The organism is Terrimonas ginsenosidimutans, from assembly GCF_022012415.1.
In the GTDB taxonomy this organism is placed as follows: Bacteria; Bacteroidota; Bacteroidia; order Chitinophagales; family Chitinophagaceae; genus Terrimonas_A; species Terrimonas_A ginsenosidimutans.
The window spans coordinates 184,601-209,419 of sequence record NZ_JAKLTR010000012.1 but is presented as its reverse complement, the minus strand read 5'-3'; the positions used below and the strand labels follow the sequence as shown (position 1 = coordinate 209,419).

Sequence of the window (24,819 nt, the reverse complement as noted above, 5' to 3'; positions counted from 1 at the left end):
TCATTAATTCAGTATCATTCATGCCGGTAGATAATTTCAATATACAGGGATTAACGGATAGCGAAGTCGTCGCCGCAAGAGCCAGTTTTGGTTCAAATGAACTGAAGTACAAAAAGGAATCCGGGTTTGTTAGCACCCTGGTGGGGCTGCTGAAAGAACCGATGCTGATCTTACTGCTGGCGGCATCTTCCATCTATTTTATCAGTGGTGATACCGGCGACGGTCTTTTTATGGTATCGGCGATCGTACTAGTATCAGCTATCTCCCTGTACCAGGATGCACGAAGCCGCAATGCATTATCACAGTTAAAGAATTTTATTCAGCCTAAATGCAAAGTGATCAGGAATGGTGTGGTAACGGAAATAAAGAGTGATGAGTTGGTTGTTGGCGACAGTCTTATGATGGAAGAAGGCGAAGCGGTGGCGGCAGATGGGATCATTGTGCATTCAAATGATTTCTCTGTAAACGAATCGATATTAACAGGTGAATCCTTTGCCGTTGAAAAGGATAAAACGTCCACGGACAACATCGTCTATTTTGGGACAACCGTATCAAGTGGATTGGCGATTGCTACGATTACCCATACCGGCAACTCCACGAGGCTCGGGAAGATCGGGAAAAGTCTTGAATCCATCAAAGAAGAAAAAACACCACTGGAGTTACAGATAAACAACTTTGTAAAGAAGATGGTCATAGCGGGGGCTGTGGTGTTCGTCATTGTATGGGCCATCAATTATTTTAAAACATACGATATACTGGACAGCCTGCTCAAAGCGCTGACACTTGCCATGAGTGTGCTTCCGGAAGAGATCCCCGTGGCATTCACCACCTTTATGGCACTGGGCGCCTGGCGCCTGATGAAACTCGGTATCGTGGTAAAACAAATGAAGACGGTTGAAACGCTTGGCAGCGCCACCGTGATCTGTACGGATAAAACGGGAACGATCACGGAAAATAAAATGAGCCTGGCAAAATTGTTTGTATTGACATCCGGTAAGATCACAACAGCTACTGATGAATTAACGGACAATGAAAAGCAACTGATCACGCTGGCCATGTGGGCAAGTGAGCCGATCCCGTTTGATCCTATGGAGATCGCTTTACACAAAGAATATGAAAAGCTGACAACAGCTGATGACAGACCGTCGTTTAAAATGATCCATGAATATCCATTAAGCGGCAAGCCGCCGATGATGACACATATTTTTGAGAATGCGGAGGGCAGGCGCATCATTGCGGCGAAGGGCGCACCGGAGGCTTTGATGAATATCGCTGGGTTATCAATTCCGGAACTACAACAGGTCCAGGAAGCGATTAAAACGATTGCCGCGGATGGGTATCGTGTACTGGCGGTAGGGGCATCAGGTTTCACCGGCAATAATTATCCCGCCAGCCAACAGGAATTTCCATTCGTCTTCAAAGGTATTGTTGCCTTCTACGATCCTCCTAAAGATAATATCCATAAAGTGCTTTCGGATTTTTATACGGCGGGAATTTCCGTAAAGATCATTACAGGTGACAATGCGGCGACAACGGGTGCGATCGCCAAACAGATCGGCTTCAGGGGATATGAAAAAAGTATCAGCGGAGACGAACTGATGAAGCTACCAGATGCATCCTTAAAAAAAACTGTTGCTGATACCAATATTTTTACCCGGATGTTCCCCGATGCCAAATTAAGGATCATCAATGCGCTGAAGGCGAACAAGGAGATCGTGGCGATGACCGGCGATGGTGTGAACGATGGTCCCGCATTAAAGGCCGCTCATATAGGTATTGCCATGGGCAAGAAGGGGACACAGATTGCCAAACAGGCTGCTTCGCTGATCCTTGTTGAGGATGACCTTTCAAAAATGGTAGATGCGGTGGCGATGGGAAGAAAAATATATACCAATCTTAAGAAAGCGATCCGGTATATTATATCCATTCACATACCCATCATACTAACGGTTTTTATTCCTTTGTCACTGGGATGGATCTATCCGAACATTTTTACCCCTGTGCATATTATTTTCCTGGAATTGATCATGGGACCAACCTGCTCGATCATCTATGAGAATGAACCGATGGAAAAAAACACTATGCTAAACAATCCCCGCCCGTTCAGCAGTACATTTTTCAACAGGAAAGAACTAATGACCAGTATCGTTCAGGGCTTGCTGATAACGGCAGGGACCTTACTATGTTACCGGTATGCAGTGCGTGAAGGGGCAAACGAGGCTGTTACCCGGACAATGGTTTTCACCTGTCTTGTCACCGCCAATATATTTCTGACCCTGGTGAACCGCTCATTTTACTATTCTGTTTTTACGACGCTCACCTATAAGAACAACCTGGTATTGATCATCATTATTGCGACGGTTGCGTTGACGGCACTCTTACTATACATAGAGCCATTGACCCATTTCTTTTCTTTTGGCGCGTTAAGAATCGGCGAATTGCTGTTAAGTATTGGAATTGGGTGTGTAAGCGTTATCTGGTATGAAATTGTTAAATGGAAGAAGCGCCGTTGGAAAGCATGATGCTACGATGTGCTTGCGCCCAGGTCAACTTGTGATCAGCCTGTTGGCTACAGCAGGCCCGTTGAGACTGACGACGGGAGAGTTATGTTACGGTCATTTTCCATTTTCGCTTATCCTTCATGTTCTTTCCTGAAAATGCCTGTCATGCCGACAACTGACATCAATTGGTTCCGCTACTGATCTGGCTCATACGCTGGTGATCATTTCATTCATACTTTGGAGGTATGAGAAAACCTTTGCCCGCCATTTCCCTTTCTTTACTGGTGCTGCTGGTCAGTTGCGCTTCATCCGATATGGTCAGCTCCTGGACCCGTCCGGGGATGGTCAGTAAGGCCTATAATAAAATACTCATACTGGGACTTATCAATGAGCCAGACCGTACCGTAAGAGAAAAGATCGAAACTCATATTGCGGATGATCTTCGTAAACTCGGCTATGTGGCCGTATGTGCATGCGAAGCGTTTCAACCGAATACCTTTTATGGACTGACAGAAGCGCAGATGCTTGCCCAAATGGAAGAGAACTCTTTTGATGCGGTATTGACCATTGTTCTGCTCAGTAAAGAAAAACAGAAGTATCAGCCCGGAGGTGTCGATCATAATCCCGGTAACAACCATCAATTGTGGGACTATTACCAAAGTACTTATGATCGCGTATACCAGTCAGATAAGTCAATTGAAACCACCAGTTATTTCTGGGAGACCAACCTGTATGATCTCAGTGACCACGGACAGGTGTATTCAGCGCAGACACGTTCTTTCGACCCGACAACTGTTAATGCGATGGCGCATCAATTCGGTTTGCTGGTCGTAAAGGACATGATGCGAAAGGATGTGCTGGCGAAGCAGTCAGAAAAAATGAAAGCTTTTTAACTGGAAGTTTTGAATCTATTGTTCTTTTAAAGAAATTTTTGATTATTTAAAACAAAGAATATGAAAAAGAATATGGGATTGGCTGACCGGATCATCCGTGCGATCATTGCGATCGGCTTAATACTATTGTGTGTGACCCACGTAGTAAACGGGCTTAGTTTTATAGTCCTGATGGTTGTTGCTGCAGTTTTCCTGCTGACGAGTTTGGTCGGCGTCTGCCCGGCGTATAGTTTGTTTGGACTCAACACGTGCGCGAGGAAGAGGACTGTTCATTGAATGGTGATCCTGACAGATGAATAGCGTAGGGTTTCTTTTTTGAGTCGGTATTTCTGGAAGGAAGGAGGAGTAACGCGGCGTCCGCAACGATACGCAGCGGACGCGGCGAAACAACCATGAACTTATTCTGTATTTTGCCGCACTCGCTGCATATCGTTGCGTCCGCCGCGAAACAAGCATGGAGTTATTCTGTATTTTGCCGCGCTCGCTGCGTATCGTTGCGTCCGCCGCGTTACTTGTACGCCAGACGGAAGAAGGTTGTAACAACTCAGCCTCCCTGCTTCTTAAACCTGGCAGCTATCCATTTAATACCATCCCGCAAAGCTATTGTTACAGGATGGTCGGCTTCACCACCCAGCACAGACTTCAGCATGCTCGAAGCGAATCCTGCTCTGAATGAATTCCAGCAAAGCTTTAAGGCATTTCTTTTAAGACCAACCCAATGCTGCGTTATTGCAGTTTCTTTTGCCGATAGCTGCTGGTGAAGCCTGGCCAATTCTTTTTCAAGATCATTGAGATTATTGATTTGAATTGTTGTCTTCATATTCTTCCGGCTTTAGATCAGTTTCCGCATGTAGCTTTTTGACCAGGCGGTGAATGATCGGATTTACAAAGAGGACCTTTCTTGCGAGGTGGATCAGTATGGAGATCATGAGCAGGATAAGCGTCATTAATCCGAATCCGCCGGCATAAGTTTTCAGTTGCTCACTCAAAAAAAATGCGCCCGTTATTGCAGCGAAAACCAGTACGGCAGTCAATAGAATGAACCGGATTACTCCATCCATAATACCTCCACCGGCCTTTGCCAGGTAGCGGATCAGCGTAAGCCGGGCAATGCGCTTTTGCAGCGAAAAGTAATCCTGTGCCAGCTGTTTCATATTTTCTGCAAACTGATCCAGGTTTTCTGTTTCATGTATTTTATCCATAACGATCTGTTTAGAGGCTTTTGGCTTTGTGACGGAAAATGAGATCATACAGTTTTGCCAGCAAGGCCCTCATGACTGATGATCCAAACTTTACCGCCAATGCAAAAAAGCCAAAGATGGATAGGATGAATGCGCTGATAGTTACGAGTGTGTCTCTATTTGCCATAAATTGAATTTATACTGGTGATGGCATTACAAGCGAAGGCAAAATTCAAAGCAAAAAGTAAAAGATCCGGAAAGAGGCAGGATCTCATCTTTCTCAGAGAAAACGGCCAGAACGCTTATATTTTTTTACTTTTGAATTTTTAATTATGGAAACAACCAGCAGGTTAAGTTAACTAAGCGGTACTGGTTCCGTGTCTCCAGCAAGATAAATAGGTGGTGTACGATTTTCTTTGACGACCGTCAACAGGTTAACTGATTTAACTCATACGTCCTTAATTGAGTAAGGGGAGTGTTCTTAATCATCCACAACAAAGATGATCATCATATCATAGTGATCTGCAACCTGCTATATTCGATGAAATAACCGGAGTAAGACCATTTGGCGGAGCTGACCTGCCATGCTGATCCGCTCTTAACTTTCCCGGGTGTTGACCGTAGCAATCGCATCTCATGATTTTCAAGTTTAAGTTTTATTAAATGGTGGATCCGGTATTTGTTCCTGCTGAAGAAGCATTGAAGGCTGTAAAAAGCGGCGACAGGGTTTTTGTTCATGGCAGTGCGGCTACACCCGTGCAACGAGCAAAGGCGGCTCCAAGATCGTCCCTTTCCTGAAAGCAGGAGCAGGGGTCGTGACAACACGTGCGCATATGCATTATGTCGTTACGGAGTACGGCGTGGCGTATTTGTTTGGAAAGAACTTACGGCAACGGGCAGAAGCGTTGGCGAAGATCGCGCACCCGGCACAGCGGGATGAATTGGAAAGGGAGATTGTGAAGAGATTTGGATAGGGGCAAAATCCCTCGAATTCCCTCAATTTAAACGAATCAATTGCACGCCGTCACAGTAGAACCAGCATAGAAGGAAAACGGCGATACGCAGCGAAAACAGCCATACAATACCTTGTATTTTGCGGCGCTCGCTGTGTATCGCCGCATCCACCGCGTTCCTTCTACACGAACCAAACCTAAAGTTGACGGCTAGGCTATGGTGAGACACGCACCGAGGTGTCTTAAAATCTAATGCGGCAGCTTCTCACGCAATCTTCCATATACCCATGTACCCGCCACTGCGCTTAACAATACAACGATTACTACCGTTGCGCCTGTACCGATCTGTGCGAATAAAGGGCCGGGGCAAGCACCCGTTAACGCCCAACCTGCGCCAAAAAGCAGGCCGCCGTATATCTGCCCCTTATTGAATTTTTTTGGATGAAAAACAATTGGTTCGCCATAGATTGTTTTGATTCGGAAGCGTTTGATCAGCCACACGGATAACATTCCTGTTGCAACAGCAGACCCAATCACTCCATACATGTGAACGTTCTGAAGACGGAACATTTCCTGGATCCTGTACCAGGAAATGATCTCCGCTTTGACAAATACGATACCTAGTAGTATTCCTGCCGCAAGATACTTCATGTTGTACCACCAGGGATGTTGTTGCGTTGATTCATTTATGCAAATGGTGTCTTGTGAACGCACCTCAAAATCATGCTGATCGTTGTTCTTTGTTTGTATCATAGTATTATTATCTATGGAAAGACGTGATCGTATTGGTTATAGTTTCAAAATGACGGGGAGAAGCAGGTTTGCCGTGATAAAGCCTCCAGCCATGAACATAATAGTCGCAACCAGCGATGGCCATTGAAGGGTACTTAATCCCAGGATCGCATGGCCCGAGGTACAGCCGCCGGCATAGCGTGTACCAAAGCCAACCAGGAATCCGCCAATGACCATGATCACCAATCCTCTTAACGTCAGTAAGCTGTTCCAGGAAAAAAGACCGGCCGGTAATAGCGTGCCCGTCTGAGCCAGATGGTAGCTGTCCATTTCCTCGCTTAAAGCCGGGGCTATTACAAGCGGATCAGGATCGCGGAGCAGGTTGGAAGCGATCACTGCGCCAACGAATATCCCGGCTACAAAAAAGAGGTTCCAGCTCTCTTTCCGCCAGTTATATTGAAAGAAAGGGATCTTTGCAGGAATACAGGCTGCACAGATATGACGCAGGTTCGCTGAGATGCCAAAATGCTTATTACCTATCAGGAGCAATGCGGGCACCATCAGTCCTATCAGCGGCCCGGCCACATACCAGGGCCAGGGATGTTTCAGGAAATCTGTCATAAAGGAAGTTGTTTTGTAAATACAGTTCGCTATTCAACGCTAACGAGGTTTCGCAGGTTCCATAGGTTGATAGTTTCCATATGTTCATGAGGCTTTATAGGGTCAGTTTCATTTTCAAACATAGACTTGTATGATCTATCAAACCCGTGAAACCTCAACCTTATTCCCACGATACGGCAAACGTCCGTTATCATAACATCGTTGTAGGACAAACATACTCTGTCAATTTTAAAGTTCCCTGTTCCTTAAGGGATTTAAAACCGCCACGCACATCTACCAGGTTGCGGTATCCGCGGGCACGGAGGATCGAGGTGAATATCATGGAGCGATAGCCTCCTGCGCAATGAACAAACCATTTTTTGTGTTTATCCAGTGTGCTGGTTTCTTCGTTGATAAAATCAAGCGGTATGTTGGTTGCTCCAACTACATGTTCGCTGAGGAACTCGCTTCTTTTTCTGACATCCAGTATGTTGGCAGGTAAGCCTGATGATACGATGCCGGACAGTTGTGTTGCGTTGACTCTTTCTATATGATCCGTTTCTTTAGCTTCTTTGATCCATGCAGTAAGTCCGCCTTCGAGATAACCAAGTACATGATCATATCCCACACGGCTGAGCCGGATGATCACTTCTTCTGCACGCCCTTCATCTGCCACCAGCAAGATCGGCTGACGGATATCTGTGATCAGCGTGCCGACCCATGGTGCGAATGAACCATCCAGCCCGATATTGATCGAACCCGGGACAAACGCTTCTGCAAATGCGTCCGCGGATCTTGTATCCAGGATCAGTGCATCCTGTTCATTGGCTAGCTGTTCAAATGCAGCGGGATCAAGCGGGTTGAGGCCTCGCAGCAGGATCTGGTCCATACTTTCATAGCCGCGAAGGTTCATGAGTACGTTAGCTGGAAAATAAGCAGGAGAGGGAACGAGCCCTTCATTTAGTTCCCTGATGAATGTTTCTTTGGCAAGTCCGGGCCTTAATGCATAGTTCACTTTTTTCTGATGCCCCAACGTATCGGTTGTTTCGCTGCTCATATTTTTTCCGCAGGCGCTACCGGCGCCATGTCCGGGATAAATGATCACGTCATCCGGCAGTGGCAGTATCTTTTCCTGCAGGGAATCATAGAGATGACCGGCCAGCTTTTCGGGGGTGAGGGTGGCGTTCACTTTCTGCGCAAGATCAGGGCGGCCCACATCTCCGATAAAGAGCGTGTCTCCGCTGAAGAGTGCAACTTCTTTTCCGTTCTCATTCAGTACGAGATAACAGGTGCTTTCCATAGTATGGCCGGGGGTATGGATCACGCGGATCTTTATTTTGCCTAAGGGCAGTTCTTCCTCGTCCCAGGCAGGATAGAAATCAAAAGCCGGTTCTGCAGTGGGGCCGTAAACGATCTTCGCACCGGTTTTCTTTGCAAGATCGAGATGGCCGGAAACGAAATCCGCATGAAAATGGGTTTCCAGTACGTATTTGATCGTTGCTCCATTGTGCGCCGCTTTTTTGATATAGGGATCTACTTCCCGTAGCGGATCAACGATGGCGGCTTCTCCATCACTTTCGATATAGTAGGCACCGTGAGCAAGGCATCCTGTATAGATCTGTTCTATTTTCATAATAACATATTTTATATTTCCAAAGATCGATTGACTGGCAAAGCTTATCTATGACTTATGTCACATTGAATAATTTATTTGATCAGTTCTGTGATCAGCATATAGGCGCCCATCAGCAATACGAAAACCGCGAAACCCAATTTCAACCGGGAAGATTGGATAAATCGCCCGAGATACATACCAGCTGCGAGTCCGCCAGTGGCAACAAGGGTAATGCGCAGTAATAGTGCCATGTCCAGATGAACATGACCAAGATCTGCCAGCATGCCGAAAAAGGAATTCAGTGTGATGATCATCAGGGATGTACCAATGGCCTCCTTCATTGGCAACCGTGCAAACAATACAAGTGCCGGGATCAGCAGGAATCCGCCGCCGGCGCCCAGTAGGCCGGTGGTCAGCCCGATAAGTCCTCCGTATACCAAAAGCAATACGGGACGTTTCTTTGTTGAATGTTCCTTCTCGTCCGGCCTGGCCCGCTGAAAGATCATCGCAATAGCCGCTGCGATCATCAGCAGGGCGAACAGGATCATGGTCAGTGTGCTGAAATGGATGATGGTGTTGCCTGTCCTCAAGATAACAGAAGGGATCGCCGGAAGGAGAAAATGTCTTGTCAGGAAGATTGAAATAACAGAGGCGGTACCGAATAAAAGGCCGGTTTGTACTGATACGGTCTTTCTTTTCAGGTGCCCGGCAAACCCGAAAAGGCTGATAATGCCTACAACGATCAGAGAATAAGAAGTGGCCAGCATGGGAGGAACGCGGAACAGGTAAACCAACACCGGCATGGTCATAATTGAGCCCCCGCCACCGATCAGGCCTAAAGACAGTCCAATGAGCACTGCAGCAACATATCCGATTATTTCCATGATCAAGATTATGCTGCAAGATCACACAGAACGGATCGTTCTTCAGTGACTATTGTCACGCCGCGTTAAAATCATCTTTTATCCATTCAATGGAGTTTCGGTGAAGGATCACCCATCCATTGTTTTCCATCTTTTTCATCAGGCGGCTGATCACTTCACGCGATGAGTTAAGATCGTTAGCGATCTCCTGGTGGGTGAACCTGATGATCTTCCCGAATTGTTTCACCTGCTTCCGCAGATAGAATTCCAGGCGGTCATCCATATTGCGGAATGCGATCTCACTTATCGTATTCAGCAATTCCTGGTATCTCGAGCGGTAGGCCTGTATGACGAACTGCCTCCAGCTTTTGTAGTGGCTCATCCATTGATCCATACAGGAAAGCGGTATAAGAAGTACGGTCGAGTCTGTTGCCGCAGTTGCCAGAACACTGCTGGTCTCCTGTTCATGGCTGCAGATCATTGAAACCGCACAGGCTTCACCAGGCTGGATATAATACATGAAAAATTCACCTCCGTCTTCGTCCTCCTGGTAAAGTTTGATGGTTCCTTCAAGCAGCAGAACGGCTGAGCGGATGAACTGTCCTTTCCGGAGAATGATCTCTCCCTCCCTGAACTCTTTTAATTGGCCTTCCTTACCGAGTTCTTCATACAATGCCCGTTCTAGTCCAGGGAAGCTTTTAGTTAGTTGTGCGGTAGTCATTTGAGGTAGTATGCGTTAATTCTTTTGTATTCTTTTGACTGCAAAAATATTGCTGAATGAACAGGCCTGCGTGACTTAAGTTACACAGATCTTACCGGAAAATTACAAAACGCGGCATTCTGGGATCAAGCGTAAAAGTTGTGGGATGGTTGTTTAAATGTTTAATGGTTTAAAAGTTTAAAGTTTTTGCTTTTGCTTCGGTTCCCCGCCTGATGTAATCAGGCTTGCCGGTATTCTGCAAACGGGTTATTATCACTTGTCCACTTACAGGTTTTTAAGCGATAGCTGTCTGATCGGGCACCAAAAACGTGAGCACGCCTTGAAGCGATATTTGCTCCGTAGATACGACATTCTGGCACGCGAAGCCAGCTGATGTGTTGCTGATGATAATCATTCAGGGTCAAACTTCGCGTGTTTTTGAAATGGTTGTTGGTCGTCGTTAGTTCGTCTCTTGGTCGTCCTTTGGCCGTCCAAAGTTTGACGGGATTTCAGGCAGTGAAAAATGGTGACAAGCTGACACGCCGAGGGTGATAAATCTTTTGAGCGACTGGCCCAGGTTCCCTACTCCGCTTCGCTACGGTGGAAGGGCCGGCAGAAGTTTATACGAGCGATGCTCATCCGGAACATTTCAACCCAAGCCATTTTGCAGACCATCCCCCAACTTTTCAACATGATCCGCATTCTGCAGCCTGACCAGTGTCAGCAAACCCATTGACGGCAGTCGTTTTCAAACTGTAGAACGAACTGTACTTTTGTAAGGCCCTGAAGAATGAGGAAGATTAAATGAGATGCAATGTTATCGACAATTAAAATAAAACAGTTGGAATTCGAAAGCGACAACTGGAAGAACAGTCTGAAATTCATGACGGAGGGAAACGTTCGTATGAAGGCCCGGCTGTCTGAACTACTTCAACACAAGTTAAGCCAGGAGTTGTTGGATGAAACAGAAGATTTTCAGAACAAATTTATTGACCAGGATGATCTGATCAGGGTGTTAAGGAATGCTATAGCAGGTTTTGAGTCTTCGATAAAACTAGAATCTGTGGGGAGATTGACGATTGATGCGGTGCTTGCCAGCCGCAAGAGTATCACTTCAAGGATCGAAGCGGCAAAGACAAAATTCGATGATCTGGCGAACAGGTTCAATCGCTTCGCCTTACATAATTTCTGAGAAGAGTCAATGTCCGGGCCCTTGGACCGAAGGCGTTACGGCATGCAATCCAGTTACCGGAAATCCGGGAGGGCCGTGCAAATAAAGGTTGGTTATATGACAACAATAGAGGCAACTGTGACCGGAAATGAGATGCTTCATGACGAGGTCAAATGACTCTGTAATTGTGCACTCAATCCGATGTCATTTAGTTATGGAATTTCCCGAAAGTTCATTCGATGGCCGATGACCGATGGCCGATGACCGATGGCCGATGGCCGATGACCGATGGCCGATGACCGATGGCCGATGACCGATGGCCGATGACCGATGGCCGATGACCGATGGCCGTTGGCCGAAAATAAATATACCTACTAGTGTCAATACCCTATACCAATTTGCAGTAATAGCTTCCATCAAAATGCGGCACTCGGCCATCGGTCATCAGCCATCTAGCTACTGTAGGAGGATCTCTAAACGACATTGGTTATTCAATCAGGCAGATTCTCCAGTTTCTTCTGATTGAGGATAGAGATGCATCCCTCCTGTATGTCTATCAGGTTTTCATTTTTGAAGTCAGTTAATGTTCGTATCAGCGATTCAGTGGCTGTACCGGCTATGTTGGACAGGTTTTGCCGGCTCAATTCAATCGTAAAGTCTCTGGAACTTCCCTTGTGTTTCTTCTGGATCAGCAACAGTGCATTGGCAACCTTTTTTCGCAGGGAACTATACGCCAGTTTTAAAAGCTGCAGTTCTTTATCGGAGATATTCCTGGCGAGCAGCTGGATGAATTTCTTAGCTATTTCCGGGTAGCAGTCTATCAGTTTATCGAAATCTTCTTTTGGAATGACTGCAAGTTCAGCATCCTCGAGGGCAGCGGCAGTATCTTTATAGGCTGAGTTTTCCAGCAGTGCTGTGTGGCCCAAAAACTCACCTTCACTGAAGAGATCAGTCACCAGTTCCTTACCGTTTCCGTTGGTCTTGAATACCTTGATTTGTCCCTTCAATACATAGTAAAGCCGGTTGGGGTGATTACCCTCGGAATAAATGACCTGCTTTTTTGCGTAGTGGTTAATGTTCCTGCCGACGGTCAGGTTCTCGAATTCTTTTTTACCGGATGAGACCTCCGGCAATTGCTGAGCTGTATTCATGCCAGGCTGAACTTCTGCATGGGCGAGATCCATCTTTTTCAGACGGACACTGACGGCATTCAGCAGTTCATTGCCGTCAAAAGGCTTGGTAAGATAATCATCTGCACCCGATTCCATTCCTTTGCGGAAATCGCTATGCTCTGTTTTTGCCGTAAGAAATATGAACGGTGTATTCCTGATGGTGTCGTTATTTTGAATGGCACGCAGCACGCCATATCCATCCAACTCGGGCATCATGATATCACAAATAATAAGATCAGGTTTATTCTGAATAGCTTTGACAATGCCGGTTTTACCTTCCTCAGCTTCTATTACCTCATACCCGGAGAGTTCAAGGATCTCCAAAGTGTTTGCGCGGATATTCTCATTGTCTTCAATTAGCAGGATCTTTTTCATCAGGTGTTTCATTTAAGTTAAATGAGAGAATAAATTTTGTTCCTTTTTTCAGTTCACTAATACATTGAATCTTTCCGTGCATAAGCTCGGCGTATTTAGCTACGATATGCAGGCCAATCCCCGTACCTTGTATGTTGACAGCATTGGTGCCGCGAAAAAAGCGCTCCATTAAATGCTTCTGATCATCCCGGGAAATTCCAATTCCCTGATCCTTTACTGAAAGCATCAGCACATATTGCTGGGTCGACGTACGGATCTGTATGATGCTATTCTCGGGAGAAAATTTACTGGCATTTGAAACAAGATTCATGATGATGTGTTTCAACAGAGAAGGGTCAAGCCTGACCGAGAGATCCCCGTCATGGATATAACTGATCTTCTGGCCTTTTTTCAGGTTCACTGTTATTTCTTCAATGGCCGAACCAATTGCATTTTGAATATTTATTTCCGAGATCCTCGTGTGAATTTTTCCTTCTTCGATCATGCCCACGCTGAGGAAATCATTCAATGTATCTGTCAGCATATTGGCTGATGATACGATCCTCCTGATGTGTTTTTCTCTTTTCGGTTGTTCTTCGCCGGTATTATATTGGTCTAATAAAAATGCGGAGGACAGGATAGTGCTTAACGGTGTTCTGAATTCATGAGAGGCCATCGAGATAAATCTTGATTTCAGCTCGCTTAATTCTCTCTCTTTTAGCAGGGATTTTGAAAGTTCATCTTTGGAGACCTCCAGGTTGTGGATCGCGTTTTTCAGTTCTTTTGTTCTCGATTCAACTGGTTGCTCCAGTGCATTGTTCAAATTTCTGATTTCCTGTTCATTCTTTTTCCGAACAGAGATGTCGCTGATAAAAGCAATGGTGAGTTTTTCATTATCAAATGTGTAATTTGATAAACTGATCTCTACAGGAAATTCCGCCCCATTTTTCTTTAAGGCATATAAGTCTATTCCCATACCCATAAGCCTGTGCTCTGGCTGGTTGAAATACTGATCTCTGTGCTGCTGGTGATCATTACGGAAACGATGGGGGATCAGCATTTCGATATTCTTACTCAATACGTCTTGTTTGTTGTATCCGAAAAGACGCAGTGCAAATAAATTGATGTTGATGATCTCCGCGTTACGATTTACCTCCAGTATTCCAATGCTGGCATATTCCAGTAATACGTTGAATCCCTGCCTGTTCCGGATCAGCCTTAGCTTGCTTTCTTTCAGGCTGTCGATCCTGTCAATGACAATCAGGTAGAAAAGATCACCATTATTTGCCATGGTACGGATGGTAGTATCTCCCCGGAAAGGCTTACTGTTTGCAGACAAATATTCGACCTGCTCTGTGAAAACCCCTTTTTCTTCGATCATCCTGGTCTGGATTTGCAGTTCCCTGACGGAAAGCGGGATCTTACGCAATTGGTTAAATTGATGAAAAGCCAGTTGATCTGAAGTGCCTGCCCCGAACATTTTTCGCCAGGCAGCATTACAGAAAACCGGCTGGTTTGCATTCTTCGATATGATCGCCGCGCTCTCCCGGATGCTGTTAAACAGCGCTTCTACAATCGTTTCGCTATTGATATTCGACGATGACTCCCCGTAAGACATACGCATATTTTAATTTGAACTTTCTAACATAGTTGCATGCCCTGTGTTGCAAATAACAAGCCTTTCCGAAGTACTTCAATCTATTTGACTGAATGATCTTGCTGATCTTAGATATAGTAAGTACTTCCTAACGCCTAACGAACCGGTCAAACAAAACAACCGGCATCAGTTGACTGCAGGCAACTGCCTTAAATAAGTGTAGTAAAATCCAGAGGAGTTCTGATAGTATCTAAAGGTAGGTAATGTTGGCCGATATGATCTGTTTATCCTGATCGAAACCGCAGTTCTTTAACTAATCGCCTTATGCTGAGAGAATCGGCAAGTCCTGCGACCGTAATAGAGTACTTGGCTCTTCAATATTCACTTTCGGGCTGAAAAAGGCTCTGCCTGCAGATAACAATGCCTTTTGAATCATTCGTATTGCTGACGGCGGTCATGCAATTTGCAGATACGTTTTTGTCTATTTGCATTGAACGTGGGACTTATGTCGCTTGCTTGAGCTGATATTTTGAATATACAAGTTCTTTTTGCCGGTCTATTGATGGTTTTATCGGCCGCCGGTTTGTACGGCGTGGTAATGAAGAGAAAAAACAGTTTAAAGAAGGGTTTTATGAAAAGTATGATCATTTATCGTGGAAGATATGGTGCTACCCGGCAATATGCAGAATGGTTGCACCAGAAGTTGGCCCTGACTGTTCGCACAACTGAAGATTGTACGGCGGAAGAGCTTAGGAATGCTGAATTGCTTGTTCTTGGGTCGAGTGTATATATCGGAAAACTGGAAATGACAAAATGGATACGCCAGCATCTCGACTATTTAAGAGGGAGGCAGTTGATACTGTTTGTTGTGAGCGGCACACCATCCGGTGAAAGGGATAAACTGCAGGGTTATATTAAATCTTCAGTTCCGGCAGTAATTGCTGAAAAATGTAAGATATTTTTTCTGGAAGGGCGATTGGACTATCAGAAACTATCATTGAAAGATAGATTCATGTTACGGGTCGGTGCATTTTTCGCCGGAAAAATAAATGGTCGCAAGATGCTGAAGGGATATGACGGCGTTAAGGAAGAAAATCTGGCGGGTTTATATAAGTACCTGGAGACTACTATGTATCAACAGGTGTGATCTTAAGTAATTAACAGGAAGCAACAGGAGATACTGAAAATATAAAACCCGGACTATATGAAGGACGTAAAGCACAGATTTGAAAAGCGACGGTTTTCCGTATGGATCTTCAATCTTAATCTGGAGGTCTATTTTGTTGTGATCACATTTATCGCACTGCTATACAGGTCATCGTTACAGGTGATGATGTACTGGCCTTTCTTTGCGGTCATTGTTTGGGGATTGCTGCTCCTGCTGCAGTTTCTGCTTGTGTTCAGGAGAGACGGCCGAAATAGGAGCTGAGGCGTTTTCCGGTGGGCTTAAGGTTCTCAAATTGATCTGCGTTCAGCCATCTAACAAGCTTAATGTCTTAAAATACACGGAAATTTTCTACCAGTATTCCCCTAAACCTGACGAATGTCATCCGCCATTCATTCAATGATCATTTTTCCAGGATACCTCCATTCGTACCTTACATAAAATACCAATCATGAATATGCAGACATCTTTTGACGGTTGTTGTTCTTATCCGGGTTGGTATATACCAACAGCGGGTTCTGAGAATCTTCTAAAACAACTTTCCCGTGTCCGAAGGCAAAAATTTACCAACCTGCCCTATTCTATCCAGGAATACGACCATCACTATAAGGTTGAAGTTACGGCACACGCTTCCAACAAAGATGAGGTGCTGTTGTATTTTCATGCCGGTGAACTGATCGTCGCTTTCAGGGAGAAGGGGAATGGCAAGCAAAAACAGGACAGGCTGCGGACCGGTAACTATTTTATTGCAGAGATTCTGTTGCCTGATACTGCGGATATTGCTTTCTCCAGTGCAGAATACCGGCAGGGAACGCTGGAGATTTGTATTTCAAAAGGTGTGGCAAAAAAGCAGCAGGCAGATCAGCAGATCGTTGTCTATTAATTTTTCTGAATGTATACTCCGTTTCACTTTCCGTATACTACCGACAGCAGGTACTCCAAACGTGTAGCCTACTTTTGCATGGAGTATGCAATTCATCAACCACTAAAAACGTATGCTGGTGGATTGGGCTACCTGGCGGGTTCTCAGATGCGTGGTGCGTTTGAATTAAAGCAGGCGGTTGTCGGTATTGGTATTCTTTGGAAGTTCGGCTATTATGATCAGGTAAGAAAACAAGACCAGGGGATGGATGTTCTTTTCCAGGAAAAATCATACGGGTTCCTGGAGAAAACCAATATCCAGTTTTCTATCCGTGTGTCCGGTCATGACGTTTGGGTTGCGGCATACTACCTGCCACCGGATATTTTTAACACCGCGCCGGTGTTCTTCCTGACAACAGATATCCCGGAAAATGATTATCTCTCCCGGACCATTTGCCATAAGCTATATGACTCCAACCCCGAAACAAAAATTGCCGCGGCTATTCTTTTGGGGCAGGGTGGAGCAATGCTGCTGGAGAAGATCAACTGGCTCCCGGAGATCTATCATCTCAACGAATCACATGGACTGCCTCTTGCATTCTACCTGTATGGAAAATTCGGAAATATGGAAGATGTAAGACAAAGGCTGGTTTTTACAAATCATACCTGTGAGCCTGGGGGCAATGAAAAAACATCGTTGTCCCTGCTTGCCAGGCTTGGCTTTTTTGGTTCATTGAACATGGCGGAGGTAAAATCCCTTCTTCATCCGGATAATGATCTGCTGGACAATACAGCTGTTGCCTTACAGATGGCCGGCATTTCGAACGGCGTATCTAAATTACATGAGCAAGCATTGAGGAAGATGAAATCCCTTCAGGATACAGACAGCCTTATTTCCATTACAAATGCCCAGGATTTTACCTATTGGCATGATGAGTCAATGTACCAGGCAATAGCTAATGACGATAATGCGGCACTCCGGGAAAGAAAAAAGGAAACCAAACGGCTCTTATTTGAGGAAGTGGCGGACCAGACAGGAGAGGTATATGACCCCGATGTGTGCACCATTGTGTTTGCCAGGCGATTTGCAGGATATAAAAGAGCGGAATTGTTACTGTCGGATATGGATCGTTTTAAGCGGATCATCAGCAATGCCACGCGCCCGGTACAACTAATCTGGGCGGGTAAGCCTTACCCGATGGATTTCCCTGCCATTTCCCTGTTTAACAGGATCGTCGAGATTTGTAAGACTTATACCAATTGTTCCGTACTGGTTGGATATGAAATGAAATTGTCAAAATTACTGAAAGCTGGTGCAGATATCTGGTTGAACATTCCCCGGATGGGGCATGAAGCCTCAGGCACAAGCGGGATGTCTGCGGCTATGAATGGCGCATTGAATGTTTCAATGCCGGATGGATGGTTTCCCGAATTTGCGCAGGACAAGATCAACTGCTTTGTCATTCCCCCGGCAGACTCCACACTGCAGGATCACGAACAGGATGAAAAAGAAGCTTCCGTGCTATATGATCTTCTCGAAAAAGAGATCATTTCCCTTTATTATGATGCTCCCGGGCAATGGATGAATATGGTCAAAAATGGAATGAGGGATGTTCTTCCCTTCTTTGACAGTAGGCGAATGATGGGTGAATACTATTCGCGTTTATATAGTCACCAAAAAATGATTTTTGCTATATAAGAAAGACAGTTCTTTCTGTCTGTCGGAAACTCCATTCAAAGTCAGTACTGTAACTGATATCTGTCATCTTTCGGTAACGAAAAAATATGTTGCTTTGGTAAAACAGTGAATATGTTTGGAACACTTGATCAACAGGAGATAGAAGAGCTGCTTGGCCGGCAGATGATCGGCAGGTTAGGCTGCCATGCTGATGGGATGACTTATGTTGTTCCGATCAGCTACGCTTATACAGATGGGTATATTTACTGCCATAGCATGGACGGATTGAAGATGGCCATGTTGCGTAAAAACGGGCAAGTATGTTTCCAGGTAGATGATACAAAAGAGCTCTCAAATTGGCGAAGCGTGATCTGCTGGGGGGATTTTGAAGAATTGGACGAAGAAGCCGGGAGGATCGAAGCCTTGTCACTGTTGAATAAGAGGCATTTTCCTGTGAGAACATCTCAAAAGATGCAGATCAATGCTGAGTGGCCATTTGTAGAGGCAGAAACCGGGGAAGTTAAAGGAATTTTTTTCAGGATAAAAGTAGATAATAAAACCGGCCGTTTTGAACACGCTGATGCCAGCGGACAGTTTGCAACCTGAGTGAACGGTCTTTTGCATGACGCTGCTTTGTCCTTTGATCGGTCTGCTCTGTTTCGCCGTGCATGATCGTTACAAACAGAATGCCCACGCTTTTAAAAAAGGTTTTTTAGATCTCTTAAATCATTTATTATGAAGACAGATCTTGAGGTCCAGCAGGACGTGATGAACGAACTCCGTTGGGAACCTCTATTGAAAGCTGCCGAGATCGGTGTAGCTGTAAAACAGGGGGTAGTAACACTATCGGGAAAGGTAAACAGCTACAATCAAAAGCTGGCTGCAGAGAAAGCGGCAAAAAGGGTAAGTGAAGTCAGAGCGGTTGCTGAAGAGATCGAGGTGGGGATGTTGACGTCTCTTCAACGAACAGATGCTGAAATTGCAGCATCCATTTTACAGACACTAAAGTGGCATGGTGAGATAGAGGAGGATAATATCAGGGTGAAAGTTGAGGGAGGAGTTGTATCGCTGGAGGGCCAGGTTGAGTGGGGATATCAGAAGCAGGCGACAGAAAAAGCGGTTGAGCTGCTGACGGGAGTAAAGCGGGTGTATAATTACATCACGATCAAGCCGACGCTTCCTTCAGCTGATATCAGGGATAAAATAAGCGCGGCGCTTGTCAGAAGTGCTACTGTTGATGCGGAGAAGATCTCGGTGGAGGTAACAGGAAACACGGCTACGCTTCGCGGCGCTGTAAGATCGTTTGCCGAAAAGGAAGATGCGGAAAAAGCGGCATGGTCTGCTCCCGGTATAAGCAGGGTAGAAAGCCTGCTGAGTGTTGAAAGTCCTTCCTATGTATTCGATTCGGATGGCAATTGATAAAAGATTTTTTTGATTGATAATGTATGTGTCAGCGAGGCTGTCTCAGTATTTGAGCAGCCTCCTTTATTTTGGCCAGTGATTATGCCGCTTACTTACTGCAGACGGGCAGGCTGCATTGCTCAAATGTTCAACGGTGACCGGCAAGAAAAGCCGTTGTACATTTCTTTCTGCATACCGGGCAATACGCGGTCATATTTTCCTTTGTTGCATTAAGGTTCGATTACTGTCGGGTAATTCCTGTTTTCGCTGAGTATGAGCGCCAGCTGATTTCAGATCAATCCAGGCGCTTTTTGCTGATACTGGTGTTGATGCACCGGAGGATTTGTTTAATGCCAATGGATACTGCTTATTGTGAGTGCCATGGGTAATCATACCCGGGTTTTTCCGCCTTGATGATGATGTAAGAACCTTCACCATAACCGCTTTTGCTATCCTGGAGCTGCTGAATATTGTCAAGGCTGCCAAACAGGGTTTGTGATAATTCCAGGCTTACAAAACCTGCATTGACAATTTCGTTTTCTAATTCGTCTATTGCAAAGAAACGGGCCGTTGCATAAAATGTGCTGTGATCTTTCCGGCTTTCATAACTCTTGCCGATCTCACTATCTTTATCGATGAAAGCTGTTATTAGTTTTCCTGAGTTTCTTAATACCCTGTAGGCTTCTTTCAGTGCCTTGGGCGGATTGGCGAAATAGTGAATACTTGTTCCAATAAAAACCACGTCGAATTGGTTAGATGCATAAGGCAGTTCTTCAGCCATGCCTGGCATGATATGTACGCCACGGCTTTCCGCGATCAGTAAAAGGCTTGAATCCGGGTCGAGCGCTTCGGTGATTTTTAACTCCTTGGAGAACCGGCCTGTTGCTGCTCCAATTTCAAGGCTCATTAGGCCAGGCTCCTGTGGCCATACTTTGCGAAGTGCCGCTAATTCGCTTTCAAATACGTACGCATGGCGGTCAAACCATGACTCGTATTCGTGCAAATGATCCTTAAAGGACAAATGACTGATCATTGAATAAGTTTATAGTGTCCCTCAAGGTAGGTCAATAGTACTGCTATACCTATGACATGGATCAGTGACTTTGCTGATTAAGATATGTTTGCGATCATAAGTCATGATCAGCCGACAGTAGTTGCCTGTCTGGGGAATTCCGTATCAGCCTGCATGTATTATGTGGTAAATTAATTCGGCTTCAATGAATGTGGCCAAAGAAACCATTGAAGGTGTAACGGCAACATGCTACTGTGTAGTAAACGAAAAGGTTTGGGAAAAACGCTTTATTGACTTATAAGAGCAGTAGTTTAAAGATCGTTCGATGACCGATGGCCCCAAAAAAACTATTACGAATATCTATGGTCGTTTAGCAACAATGGCTTCAATCCAAATGCGGCCATCAGTCATCACCCATAGATCTACTGTGGGTGGATCTCTTAACTGAACGTCATTGCATTTATATCATGTTCCTTCCTGAGCAGCGTCATGTTTTCCCGGTAAAAATGAAGGTAGCTTGGAGGTGTTCAAATTATTACTCAGTTCTGGCAGGAATGAGTTTCTCATCCATGCCTCTTTATGCCATCTGAAAAAATCATGTTTATGCAAACGATCAAAAATCATCCTCTGGATAAGAAGAGCCTTACTGCCAGTGCTCCGGCGGTATCAATACTGATGCCTTTTGAACCCCACATGACATCAAAAGAGACAGTAGCAGCCAGGATGAGGAAGGCGATTGGTCTGATTGGAAATGAACTACGCATCCGCTACCATTATAGAACGAGCGATCTTATTCTCGCTAAATTGAAAAAAGTTATAACGGAGCTTGATTACAACAAACTGAAAAAAAGTGTGGCGATATATGTCTCATCCCTTGTTGAACGGGTCATTTACATGGATATTCCTCTCAATGAAAAAATATCCATTGGGGAGTACTTTGATATCCGGGAGATAATCCGCGCAAAAAAAGATTCCAGGGAAATTCTGATCCTGAAGCTTGACGGGCATCATACAACCATACTGAGGTATGACGGCAGATCAGTATGCACAATGAATAAAAATACAGCGGTTGATATCGCATCATTTGAAAAAGGCCTGCCAGAAAAGGTTGGGAATTTTTGGGATGCGAATGATATCAGGGGAGTACATCTCGATAATTTCCTGAGAAGCGCCGATAAATCGTTGCGACAGTTGTTAAAAGATTATCCGCTGCCAGTGTTTTTAATGGGATCACCACGCCTTGCGGAACATTTTATGGCCCTTACATCCTGCTCCAAAAACATTGTGAAGATCGTTCATGGAGATCATCCCGATATAAGTCCGAAGGAGGTGCTGGAAATACTGGCGCCTCACCTGATGGAATGGCAGTCAATCAGGATGCGGGATCTGCTGAATCAAATAGAAGACGCCGCTGATTTCAATAAGCTTGGGGTGGGCATCCGGGAGGTTTGGAAACAGGCCGGGCATCACAATGCGCGCTTGCTGATCGTCGAAGAGCATTTCGTGCCAGCCATCATTCTTCCCAATTCCCGGATCGACGAACGTTTTGCAGAAGGAACTGTTGCCAGGAATGCCGTTGATGAAACCATTGAAATGGTGCTGGCGGCTGGTGGTGATGTTGAAATTGTACCGGATGGTAAACTGGCAGGTTATCATCACATTGCTTTGATAGGGCGACATGCCATTAAATGAATCACTGAGCCGATGGGTTATAACAGAGGCAATTGCGCTGACATCTTTCATATATGGCTCTGACCATCGTCATTAAATACCGGAAAGGGATCCTGTAAATTCATTCTATAATTATTAAAAATAAAAAGGAGGCAATTATGTCCAATCAATCACTTGTAAAAAGAGCGGAAAGATTTCCTGCTGCTTTTGACGATCTCTTCAAACCCTGGAATGAATGGTTTGGTAATGGAGACAGCCTTTGGAGTCGAACACTTTCTGTTCCTGCGGTAAATATTTCCGAAGATAAAGATCACTATGAAGTATCCCTTGCGGTACCCGGCATGAAGAAAGACGATTTTAAAGTTGATATTCATGGCGATATGCTGACGATCAGCGCTGAAAATGAAGAGAACAAAACAGAGAAGGAAAAGAAGTTCACCCGAAAAGAGTACAGCTATTCCTCCTTCAGCCGGAGTTTTAATTTACCGGAGGAAGTGAACAAGGAAAAAATTGAAGCCCGGTATGAGAATGGCGTATTAAGTCTTTCTCTTCCGCTCAAGTCGGAAACCAGGAAGGAAGCAGCTAAACAGATAGCTGTGAAATAGGCTGAAAGGCCCGGCAAATTGCCCGCTGCGCCCGCAGCGGGCTTTTTAACAATCACACAAGGAACTTCGCCGATGACAAATATTGTTACGCTGACATTCAGCCCCAGCGTTGATAAAAGTTTCTCTTCTCCCAGGTTTATTCCCTCTAAAAAGTTGTATTGCTCTGCTCCGCGGTATAATGCCGGCGGAGGAGGTATCAATGTCGCCAGGGCTTTGCGGCGTTTGGGTGGCAGTGCCACGGCCATATTTCCATCGGGCGGAAGGACGGGGGAGTTGCTGGCGATGCTGCTGCGACGTGAAGAGGTACCTCTGGTGGAGGTTAAGGTAAAAAGCGATACAAGAGAGAATATCATGATCACTGAACTGGATCCTTCCCGTCACTACCAGTTCATATTGCCTCCACCCGAATTTAGCGCAGAGGAATATGAAGCCGTCTTCCAGGTGTTGAGGGGCGCAACAGCTCACCTGGATTACCTGGTGATCAGCGGGAGTATGCCCGCTAATTTCCCTTCAGATATGTTCAGCAATATTCGTTCATATGCGCTTCAACAGGATTGTCGCCTGGTTGTTGATACGTCCGGCACCTCGCTGGTCCATGCACTGGAAGCGGGCATCTATCTGGCAAAGCCAAACCTTAATGAATTAAGGAAGCTGACCGGCCTGCCGGTTATTGACATGGCAGAAGCTGAAGCCGCAGCCAAAGGGATCCTGTCGAAATATTCATGCGAGGCATTGGTGGTTTCTCTCGGAAAAGAAGGAGCCATGCTTGTAACACGTCTCAATACATTTTTATTCAAAGGTCCTGACACCGATGTTAAAACTACCGTCGGTGCCGGCGATAGCATGGTGGCAGGAATGATCCGTTTTTTGTCAATGGGCCGATCGTTGCAGGATGCCGTGAAGTTTGGTGTTGCGTGCGGAACAGCGGCTACACTGCATGAAGGAACCGAACTATGCCACCTGGCTGATTGTGAGCGTCTCTATAAGTTGGTGAAAGAAGTAAGCCGATAATCGTATAGTGTTTTCTTCCGATCAACGCGTGCAGGAATTGCTTAATCATCCTGGATCCTGTTATCAGAAAATTGCTTCCGTATTGAAGTGTTTAACTGCCTTCTGATTGTTCGCTGTTCGTCACACCGGCGTATCATTTCCCTGTTGTTTTCCGTGTCTTTGGTATAGCTTGTCTCCTCCAGTTTTTGCAGTTCAATAGTACAGTCATGGTACTTCCCCAGATCTTCGGCAAGCCGCGCATAAAATTCCTGCTTTTCTTTAGACCAGTGCAGTTCCCACAAAATGGCCGGAACATTTTCGCCTATATTTTTTACATCATACAGGATGTCCTTAAGGTTTTTTCTCACTGAGTGCATCTCTTCGTTGGAGATAGCTCTCTTCCTGGTAATTGAACGTGTAAACGCTAATTTACCTTCAATGAACTTTGCAGCAACTGCGACCGGTAAATATTGCGGCAGCCCTTTCCTTATTTTTTTATCTGCCTTTTTTATCCAGCGGATTATCCCGGTTTTTCCGGCATGGCTGATCAAACTTTTTCTCTTTCCATCCAGTTCACGCGCATATTTAGTTTTAACCACTGCGCCGGTTGTGTGACCGGTCAATAATTGCAGATCCCTGATAGCGCCGGCTTTTCGATACTCATCTCGTAGTCTTCCCGGAATTTTTATTTTATTTCTCTGATCGGCGGAGATCATGCGTGGAAAAGCCCGAAGTTTTTTTACCTCTACCCTGAATTGATGTACGTCTTCCGCGGCCATATCCCGCTGCATATTCTGCCGGTACTTCATTATTTTTTTTAGTGAATGGTCTATGATTGCGATAAGTACCGGTTGTTGGATAATAGTGCCGGTTTCCTTTCGTTCTTCGACTTTAACCGGGGGATCAGACAGTTTATCAATGATGGATTCCGGTAGCGCAAGGAAGATCTTATGCGTACTATTAATTTCAAGAGTGCATTTTAGCATCTCTTTGCAATCTCTGTTATAGATGGTGATCTTCCTGATGTTGTTGTCTGCTATCAGATCCTGCAGTTTTTTTAGCAGTGTTTCGCTGTTTGTATCAGGTGATTTTTTTAACATTGGT

26 protein-coding genes are annotated in these 24,819 nt (G+C 45.2%); 14 read left to right on the top strand and 12 right to left on the bottom strand.

Translation table 11 applies throughout. From position 1 onward, the window contains the following. The first annotated feature begins 20 nt into the window (after positions 1–20). The 3 genes from LZZ85_RS18570 (at position 21) to LZZ85_RS18560 (ending at position 3,670) form a co-directional block, all read left to right on the top strand. Complete coding sequence (locus LZZ85_RS18570) at positions 21–2,522, top strand: cation-translocating P-type ATPase (RefSeq protein ID WP_237874844.1); 2,502 nt, start codon at positions 21–23, stop codon at positions 2,520–2,522. Between the two features lie 224 nt (positions 2,523–2,746). Next, a complete protein-coding gene (locus LZZ85_RS18565) occupies positions 2,747–3,394 on the top strand; it encodes a hypothetical protein (protein WP_237874843.1) in 648 nt (215 codons plus the stop codon). 60 nt (positions 3,395–3,454) lie between these two features. Continuing rightward, on the top strand, positions 3,455–3,670 hold the full coding sequence (locus tag LZZ85_RS18560) for a YgaP family membrane protein (protein ID WP_237874842.1): 216 nt from the start codon (positions 3,455–3,457) through the stop codon (positions 3,668–3,670). A gap of 268 nt (positions 3,671–3,938) precedes the next feature. Here LZZ85_RS18560 and LZZ85_RS18555 read toward each other — a convergent pair whose 3' ends face one another. The 3 genes from LZZ85_RS18555 to LZZ85_RS18545 are packed head-to-tail and all read right to left on the bottom strand — an operon-like array spanning position 3,939 to position 4,762. Continuing rightward, entirely contained in the window at positions 3,939–4,214 is a 276-nt protein-coding gene (locus LZZ85_RS18555; protein ID WP_237874841.1) for a hypothetical protein, read from the bottom strand. Further along, positions 4,189–4,596: a hypothetical protein gene (locus LZZ85_RS18550; RefSeq protein WP_237874840.1), complete on the bottom strand. Its 408-nt coding sequence runs from the start codon at positions 4,594–4,596 to the stop codon at positions 4,189–4,191. The genes LZZ85_RS18555 and LZZ85_RS18550 overlap by 26 nt, the downstream gene beginning before the upstream one ends. A gap of 10 nt (positions 4,597–4,606) precedes the next feature. Next, positions 4,607–4,762, bottom strand: a complete 156-nt coding sequence (locus LZZ85_RS18545) for a hypothetical protein (RefSeq protein ID WP_237874839.1) — start codon at positions 4,760–4,762, stop codon at positions 4,607–4,609. A 511-nt stretch (positions 4,763–5,273) separates the two neighbouring features. Between LZZ85_RS18545 and LZZ85_RS18540 the strand changes: the two genes are divergently transcribed. Continuing rightward, positions 5,274–5,549 carry an acetyl-CoA hydrolase/transferase C-terminal domain-containing protein gene (locus LZZ85_RS18540; protein WP_349291750.1) on the top strand — a complete coding sequence of 92 codons (276 nt, stop codon included), beginning with the start codon at positions 5,274–5,276 and terminating at the stop codon, positions 5,547–5,549. A 228-nt stretch (positions 5,550–5,777) separates the two neighbouring features. On the opposite strand, the gene LZZ85_RS18535 is transcribed toward LZZ85_RS18540, so the two are convergent. The 5 genes from LZZ85_RS18535 to LZZ85_RS18515 all read right to left on the bottom strand — a co-directional run bounded on the left by LZZ85_RS18535 (position 5,778) and on the right by LZZ85_RS18515 (position 10,059). Continuing rightward, positions 5,778–6,281, bottom strand: a complete 504-nt coding sequence (locus LZZ85_RS18535) for a DUF6691 family protein (RefSeq protein ID WP_237874838.1) — start codon at positions 6,279–6,281, stop codon at positions 5,778–5,780. Positions 6,282–6,317: 36 nt separating this feature from the next. Then, positions 6,318–6,881, bottom strand: a complete 564-nt coding sequence (locus LZZ85_RS18530; RefSeq protein WP_237874837.1) for a YeeE/YedE family protein — start codon at positions 6,879–6,881, stop codon at positions 6,318–6,320. A 190-nt stretch (positions 6,882–7,071) separates the two neighbouring features. Then, positions 7,072–8,493 (bottom strand): MBL fold metallo-hydrolase, encoded by a 1,422-nt coding sequence (locus tag LZZ85_RS18525; protein ID WP_237874836.1) that lies wholly within the window; start codon positions 8,491–8,493, stop codon positions 7,072–7,074. 74 nt (positions 8,494–8,567) lie between these two features. Continuing rightward, a complete protein-coding gene (locus LZZ85_RS18520) occupies positions 8,568–9,359 on the bottom strand; it encodes a sulfite exporter TauE/SafE family protein (protein ID WP_237874835.1) in 792 nt (263 codons plus the stop codon). Positions 9,360–9,414: 55 nt separating this feature from the next. Beyond that, a complete protein-coding gene (locus LZZ85_RS18515; protein ID WP_237874834.1) occupies positions 9,415–10,059 on the bottom strand; it encodes a Crp/Fnr family transcriptional regulator in 645 nt (214 codons plus the stop codon). Positions 10,060–10,852: 793 nt separating this feature from the next. On the opposite strand from LZZ85_RS18515, the gene LZZ85_RS18510 reads away from it, so the two are divergent. Beyond that, the gene (locus LZZ85_RS18510) at positions 10,853–11,230 is read left to right on the top strand and encodes a hypothetical protein (RefSeq protein WP_237874833.1); all 378 of its coding nucleotides are present in this window, start codon (positions 10,853–10,855) and stop codon (positions 11,228–11,230) included. 470 nt (positions 11,231–11,700) lie between these two features. Here LZZ85_RS18510 and LZZ85_RS18505 read toward each other — a convergent pair whose 3' ends face one another. Together LZZ85_RS18505 and LZZ85_RS18500 are read right to left on the bottom strand one after the other, a co-directional pair. Next, positions 11,701–12,756, bottom strand: a complete 1,056-nt coding sequence (locus LZZ85_RS18505) for a response regulator (protein WP_237874832.1) — start codon at positions 12,754–12,756, stop codon at positions 11,701–11,703. After that, the gene (locus tag LZZ85_RS18500; RefSeq protein ID WP_237874831.1) at positions 12,734–14,359 is read right to left on the bottom strand and encodes a sensor histidine kinase; all 1,626 of its coding nucleotides are present in this window, start codon (positions 14,357–14,359) and stop codon (positions 12,734–12,736) included. Before LZZ85_RS18500 ends, LZZ85_RS18505 begins: the two co-directional genes overlap by 23 nt. A 604-nt stretch (positions 14,360–14,963) precedes the next feature. Here LZZ85_RS18500 and LZZ85_RS18495 point away from each other — a divergent pair. From LZZ85_RS18495 to LZZ85_RS18470, 6 genes are all read left to right on the top strand, one after another. Then, positions 14,964–15,479: a flavodoxin domain-containing protein gene (locus tag LZZ85_RS18495; protein WP_237874830.1), complete on the top strand. Its 516-nt coding sequence runs from the start codon at positions 14,964–14,966 to the stop codon at positions 15,477–15,479. A 57-nt stretch (positions 15,480–15,536) separates the two neighbouring features. After that, positions 15,537–15,761, top strand: a complete 225-nt coding sequence (locus LZZ85_RS18490) for a 2TM domain-containing protein (protein WP_237874829.1) — start codon at positions 15,537–15,539, stop codon at positions 15,759–15,761. 187 nt (positions 15,762–15,948) lie between these two features. Next, positions 15,949–16,380: an Hsp20/alpha crystallin family protein gene (locus tag LZZ85_RS18485; RefSeq protein WP_237874828.1), complete on the top strand. Its 432-nt coding sequence runs from the start codon at positions 15,949–15,951 to the stop codon at positions 16,378–16,380. A gap of 9 nt (positions 16,381–16,389) precedes the next feature. Then, positions 16,390–18,057 (top strand): alpha-glucan family phosphorylase, encoded by a 1,668-nt coding sequence (glgP, locus tag LZZ85_RS18480; protein WP_237874827.1) that lies wholly within the window; start codon positions 16,390–16,392, stop codon positions 18,055–18,057. A gap of 111 nt (positions 18,058–18,168) precedes the next feature. Beyond that, a complete protein-coding gene (locus LZZ85_RS18475) occupies positions 18,169–18,642 on the top strand; it encodes a pyridoxamine 5'-phosphate oxidase family protein (protein WP_237874826.1) in 474 nt (157 codons plus the stop codon). Positions 18,643–18,771: 129 nt separating this feature from the next. Further along, complete coding sequence (locus LZZ85_RS18470; protein ID WP_237874825.1) at positions 18,772–19,455, top strand: BON domain-containing protein; 684 nt, start codon at positions 18,772–18,774, stop codon at positions 19,453–19,455. 349 nt (positions 19,456–19,804) lie between these two features. Here LZZ85_RS18470 and LZZ85_RS18465 read toward each other — a convergent pair whose 3' ends face one another. After that, entirely contained in the window at positions 19,805–20,470 is a 666-nt protein-coding gene (locus LZZ85_RS18465; RefSeq protein ID WP_237874824.1) for a class I SAM-dependent methyltransferase, read from the bottom strand. A gap of 582 nt (positions 20,471–21,052) precedes the next feature. Between LZZ85_RS18465 and LZZ85_RS18460 the strand changes: the two genes are divergently transcribed. The 3 genes from LZZ85_RS18460 (at position 21,053) to LZZ85_RS18450 (ending at position 23,736) form a co-directional block, all read left to right on the top strand. Continuing rightward, positions 21,053–22,141 carry a baeRF3 domain-containing protein gene (locus tag LZZ85_RS18460; protein WP_237874823.1) on the top strand — a complete coding sequence of 363 codons (1,089 nt, stop codon included), beginning with the start codon at positions 21,053–21,055 and terminating at the stop codon, positions 22,139–22,141. Between the two features lie 137 nt (positions 22,142–22,278). Further along, the gene (locus tag LZZ85_RS18455) at positions 22,279–22,725 is read left to right on the top strand and encodes an Hsp20/alpha crystallin family protein (RefSeq protein ID WP_237874822.1); all 447 of its coding nucleotides are present in this window, start codon (positions 22,279–22,281) and stop codon (positions 22,723–22,725) included. 72 nt (positions 22,726–22,797) lie between these two features. After that, on the top strand, positions 22,798–23,736 hold the full coding sequence (locus tag LZZ85_RS18450) for a 1-phosphofructokinase family hexose kinase (RefSeq protein WP_237874821.1): 939 nt from the start codon (positions 22,798–22,800) through the stop codon (positions 23,734–23,736). A 41-nt stretch (positions 23,737–23,777) separates the two neighbouring features. Here the strand turns inward: LZZ85_RS18450 and LZZ85_RS18445 are convergent, their stop codons facing one another. Beyond that, positions 23,778–24,815, bottom strand: coding sequence for a CHAD domain-containing protein (locus tag LZZ85_RS18445; RefSeq protein ID WP_237874820.1), 1,038 nt, complete (start codon positions 24,813–24,815; stop codon positions 23,778–23,780). Positions 24,816–24,819 lie beyond the last annotated feature (4 nt).

What these genes read in the sequence shown, in the direction of transcription:
- LZZ85_RS18570 (WP_237874844.1), top strand. Translation starts at nt 21, where the DNA reads ATGCCGGTAGATAATTTCAATATACAGGGATTAACGGATAGCGAAGTC.
- LZZ85_RS18565 (WP_237874843.1), top strand. Translation starts at nt 2,747, where the DNA reads ATGAGAAAACCTTTGCCCGCCATTTCCCTTTCTTTACTGGTGCTGCTG.
- LZZ85_RS18560 (WP_237874842.1), top strand. Translation starts at nt 3,455, where the DNA reads ATGAAAAAGAATATGGGATTGGCTGACCGGATCATCCGTGCGATCATT.
- LZZ85_RS18555 (WP_237874841.1), bottom strand. Translation starts at nt 4,214, where the DNA reads ATGAAGACAACAATTCAAATCAATAATCTCAATGATCTTGAAAAAGAA.
- LZZ85_RS18550 (WP_237874840.1), bottom strand. Translation starts at nt 4,596, where the DNA reads ATGGATAAAATACATGAAACAGAAAACCTGGATCAGTTTGCAGAAAAT.
- LZZ85_RS18545 (WP_237874839.1), bottom strand. Translation starts at nt 4,762, where the DNA reads ATGGCAAATAGAGACACACTCGTAACTATCAGCGCATTCATCCTATCC.
- LZZ85_RS18535 (WP_237874838.1), bottom strand. Translation starts at nt 6,281, where the DNA reads ATGATACAAACAAAGAACAACGATCAGCATGATTTTGAGGTGCGTTCA.
- LZZ85_RS18530 (WP_237874837.1), bottom strand. Translation starts at nt 6,881, where the DNA reads ATGACAGATTTCCTGAAACATCCCTGGCCCTGGTATGTGGCCGGGCCG.
- LZZ85_RS18525 (WP_237874836.1), bottom strand. Translation starts at nt 8,493, where the DNA reads ATGAAAATAGAACAGATCTATACAGGATGCCTTGCTCACGGTGCCTAC.
- LZZ85_RS18520 (WP_237874835.1), bottom strand. Translation starts at nt 9,359, where the DNA reads ATGGAAATAATCGGATATGTTGCTGCAGTGCTCATTGGACTGTCTTTA.
- LZZ85_RS18515 (WP_237874834.1), bottom strand. Translation starts at nt 10,059, where the DNA reads ATGACTACCGCACAACTAACTAAAAGCTTCCCTGGACTAGAACGGGCA.
- LZZ85_RS18510 (WP_237874833.1), top strand. Translation starts at nt 10,853, where the DNA reads ATGTTATCGACAATTAAAATAAAACAGTTGGAATTCGAAAGCGACAAC.
- LZZ85_RS18505 (WP_237874832.1), bottom strand. Translation starts at nt 12,756, where the DNA reads ATGAAAAAGATCCTGCTAATTGAAGACAATGAGAATATCCGCGCAAAC.
- LZZ85_RS18500 (WP_237874831.1), bottom strand. Translation starts at nt 14,359, where the DNA reads ATGCGTATGTCTTACGGGGAGTCATCGTCGAATATCAATAGCGAAACG.
- LZZ85_RS18495 (WP_237874830.1), top strand. Translation starts at nt 14,964, where the DNA reads ATGAAAAGTATGATCATTTATCGTGGAAGATATGGTGCTACCCGGCAA.
- LZZ85_RS18490 (WP_237874829.1), top strand. Translation starts at nt 15,537, where the DNA reads ATGAAGGACGTAAAGCACAGATTTGAAAAGCGACGGTTTTCCGTATGG.
- LZZ85_RS18485 (WP_237874828.1), top strand. Translation starts at nt 15,949, where the DNA reads ATGAATATGCAGACATCTTTTGACGGTTGTTGTTCTTATCCGGGTTGG.
- glgP (WP_237874827.1), top strand. Translation starts at nt 16,390, where the DNA reads ATGTATACTCCGTTTCACTTTCCGTATACTACCGACAGCAGGTACTCC.
- LZZ85_RS18475 (WP_237874826.1), top strand. Translation starts at nt 18,169, where the DNA reads ATGTTTGGAACACTTGATCAACAGGAGATAGAAGAGCTGCTTGGCCGG.
- LZZ85_RS18470 (WP_237874825.1), top strand. Translation starts at nt 18,772, where the DNA reads ATGAAGACAGATCTTGAGGTCCAGCAGGACGTGATGAACGAACTCCGT.
- LZZ85_RS18465 (WP_237874824.1), bottom strand. Translation starts at nt 20,470, where the DNA reads ATGATCAGTCATTTGTCCTTTAAGGATCATTTGCACGAATACGAGTCA.
- LZZ85_RS18460 (WP_237874823.1), top strand. Translation starts at nt 21,053, where the DNA reads ATGCAAACGATCAAAAATCATCCTCTGGATAAGAAGAGCCTTACTGCC.
- LZZ85_RS18455 (WP_237874822.1), top strand. Translation starts at nt 22,279, where the DNA reads ATGTCCAATCAATCACTTGTAAAAAGAGCGGAAAGATTTCCTGCTGCT.
- LZZ85_RS18450 (WP_237874821.1), top strand. Translation starts at nt 22,798, where the DNA reads ATGACAAATATTGTTACGCTGACATTCAGCCCCAGCGTTGATAAAAGT.
- LZZ85_RS18445 (WP_237874820.1), bottom strand. Translation starts at nt 24,815, where the DNA reads ATGTTAAAAAAATCACCTGATACAAACAGCGAAACACTGCTAAAAAAA.